Source organism: Halomonas sp. 11-S5, from assembly GCF_029889825.1.
GTDB lineage: Bacteria > Pseudomonadota > Gammaproteobacteria > Pseudomonadales > Halomonadaceae > Halomonas.
In genome coordinates, this window is the sequence record NZ_JARANW010000054.1 from 1 (window position 1) to 1577 (window position 1577).

The window sequence follows — 1577 nt, forward strand, 5'->3', positions numbered from 1 at the left end:
CCACCCGGGTCAACATCGCCGTCAATGTGCTGGGCTACTCGCGGCAGATGCATGTCTACGCCGCACCGGTACAGGACGCCGAGCACACCTACGAGAGCCTGGTCAGGGCCTTCGAGGCGTTTGGCGGGGTGCCCGCCGAGGTGCTGGTCGATAACCAGAGAGCGGCGGTCCTGAGGCGCGAGAACGGCCGCGTGGTTTTCAATCCGCGCTTCCTCGACCTGGCCGGCCACTACGGCTTCCAGCCGCGCGCCTGCCGACCCTATCGGGCCCGGACCAAGGGCAAAACCGAACGCATGGTCGGCTACGTCAAGCATCACTTCTTCGTCGGCCACCGGGTGTTTCAGTCCTTCGCCGACATCAACCGCCAGTTGCGCCAGTGGCTGGGCGAATCGGCCCACCAACGCCGGCATCGCACCCATGGCGAGATTGTGTACGAGCGCTTCCAGCGGGACGAGCAGCCGGCCCTCACCCTCTTGCCGCGACAGCGCTTCGATACCGCCTATCTCGACCACCGACAGGTGGCCTGGGACGGCTACGTCGAGGTACGTGGCAACCGCTACAGCGTGCCCGACGCCCTGTGCGGCCAGACCGTACGGATCCGCATCACCCTGGACGACGAGCTGCAGATCATCGACGCCCAGGAGCGCCTCGTCGCCGAGCACCTGTTGGCCTTGCCGGATGCCGGCTGGCAGCGGCAGGCCGACCACCACCGCCGCCTGTGGCGCGACGCGCTGCAGGTCGAGCAGCGTGGCCTGGAGATCTACGAGGAGGTGACGTCATGACGCTGGAGCAGCTGCTGCAACAGCTCAAGTTTGACCACTTGGCCGACCAGCTGGAAACGGTCTGTGAGCAGGCGGCGAGCCGGGATCTCGACTACCGCGAGTTCCTGGCCGAGGCGCTGCAGTGCGAGTGGGCCGGGCGGCACCGGCGCGGCATCGACTCGCGGATCAAGCAGGCCCGCCTGCCGTGGCTGAAGACACTGGAGCAGTTCGACTTCGACTTCCAGCCCTCCATCGATCGCAAGGTGGTGCGACAGCTCAGCGGGCTGGCCTTCGTCGAACGTGCCGAGAACGTGGTGCTGCTGGGCCCGCCAGGCGTCGGGAAAACCCACCTGGCCGTGGCCCTGGGCATGAAGGCCATCGAGAGCGGCCACCGGGTGTTGTTCATGACCCTGGACCAGCTGATGACACGACTCCGCAAGGCCCGCGAGGAGAACCGGCTGGAACGCATCCTGGCCCAGCTCAGCTACCCCAAGGTATTGATCCTGGACGAAATAGGATATCTGCCGCTCTCCCGGGACGAGGCCAACCTGTTCTTCCGGCTGGTGACCCGGCGCTACGAAAAGGCCAGCCTGATCCTGACGTCCAACAAGTCGTTCACCGACTGGGGCGACGTGTTCGGGGATCCGGTACTGGCGACGGCGATCCTCGACCGGCTGCTGCACCACTCGACCACCATCAACATCAAGGGCGAGAGCTACCGGCTCAAGGAGAAGCGCAAGGCCGGTCTACTCAACCAGCGCCCGCAGATGGAGCCACAACCCACCGCTGACCAGGAGGAGGAAGCCGAGGCCGAGA

General features: G+C 66.0%; 2 protein-coding genes. Both read left to right on the plus strand.

Going from position 1 to position 1577, the window contains the following annotated elements; genetic code table 11:
* On the plus strand, positions 1-782 hold a 782-nt coding region (gene istA / locus OP497_RS17430), incomplete at its 5' end, for an IS21 family transposase (RefSeq protein WP_280550769.1).
* Positions 779-1577 (plus strand): IS21-like element helper ATPase IstB (gene istB / locus OP497_RS17435; protein WP_280550771.1); only part of this gene is annotated, 799 nt, incomplete at its 3' end. The genes istA and istB, both read left to right, overlap by 4 nt.